The sequence below is a fragment of the Streptomyces poriferorum genome, from assembly GCF_019399235.1.
GTDB lineage: Bacteria > Actinomycetota > Actinomycetes > Streptomycetales > Streptomycetaceae > Streptomyces > Streptomyces poriferorum.
Window position 1 is genome coordinate 1 of record NZ_JAELVH010000560.1, and the last position, 1,130, is coordinate 1,130.

1 protein-coding gene is annotated in these 1,130 nt (G+C 66.9%); it reads right to left on the minus strand.

Translation table 11 applies throughout. From position 1 onward, the window contains the following. Nucleotides 1–984, minus strand: coding sequence for an IS481 family transposase (locus JGS39_RS39600; protein WP_219574600.1), 984 nt, complete (start codon nt 982–984; stop codon nt 1–3). Nucleotides 985–1,130: the final 146 nt, after the last annotated feature.

Genomic DNA, 1,130 nt, shown 5'->3' on the forward strand with positions numbered 1-1,130 from the left:
CTAGGTGTATTGACCCGGAGCGTTGTTCACTCGGCTGATCGGGGGCTGGCCTCCGAGTGCGGTGTGGCAGCGGTGGTGGTTGTAGGTGTGGAGGAAGTCTGCCAGGGCTTGGGTTCGTTCGGTGTTGGTGGTGTAGGGCCGTAGGTAGGCCCACTCGTCCAGCAGGGTGCGGTTGAAGCGCTCGACCTTGCCGTTGGTCTGCGGTCGGTAGGGCCTGATCTTCTTGTGGGTGATGCCGGCCGCGGCCAGGGTCTGGGTGAAGAGCCTGGATTTGTAGCAGGAGCCGTTGTCGGTCAGGACGCGTTCGACGGTGAAGCCGTGGGCGGTGAAGAACGCTTGGGCCCGCTGCCAGAATCCGGCTGCGGTTTCCTGCCTTTCGTTGGTGAGGACTTCGCTGTAGGCGAGGCGGGAGTGGTCGTCGACGGCGGAGTGGATGTAGCTGTAGCCGATCACTGGTTTGCAGCTCTTGCGCTGGTCGGTGGTGGCCTGGCGGTTGTGGTCGCCGGCTGTGCGGCCGACGGTGCGCCAGCCGCCGCCGTCGGGGATGTTGCCGAGTTTCTTGATGTCGACGTGGACCAGCTCGCCAGGGCGGCCGCGCTCGTAGCGGCGGATCGGCTCTCCGGTCGGCCGGTCCAGCCAGGCCAGCCGGTTCAGGCCGTGGCGAGTAAGGATCCGGTGGACCGTGGAGGCGGGCAGCCCCAGGATCGGGCCGATGCGGGCCGGGCCGAGTTTGCGGGCCTGCCGCAGATCACAGACGGCGGCTTCCGTGTCGGGGGCCGTGCGGTGCGGCGTCGAGTGCGGACGGCTGGAGCGGTCGTGCAGGCCGGCGTCGCCCTCGGCCCGCCACCTGCGGACCCATTTATGGGCGGTGGGCCGCGATATGCCCATCTCCGCGGCGATGTGGGCGACCGGACGGCCCGCAAGGACTCGTTCGACCAGGATCCGCCTGCCGTGAACGGTCAGCCGGGCATTACGGTGGGACACGAAGACCTCCGTGTGGTGCAGTCCTAGACAGCTCCACCACATCGGAGGTCTTCGTCATGTTCAAGACCTGCCGAGTGTCAACAACGCTCGTGATCAATACAGCTAGGGCGTGTTTCGAAAGTAGCGTCGTCCGCCCGAAGGGCGGG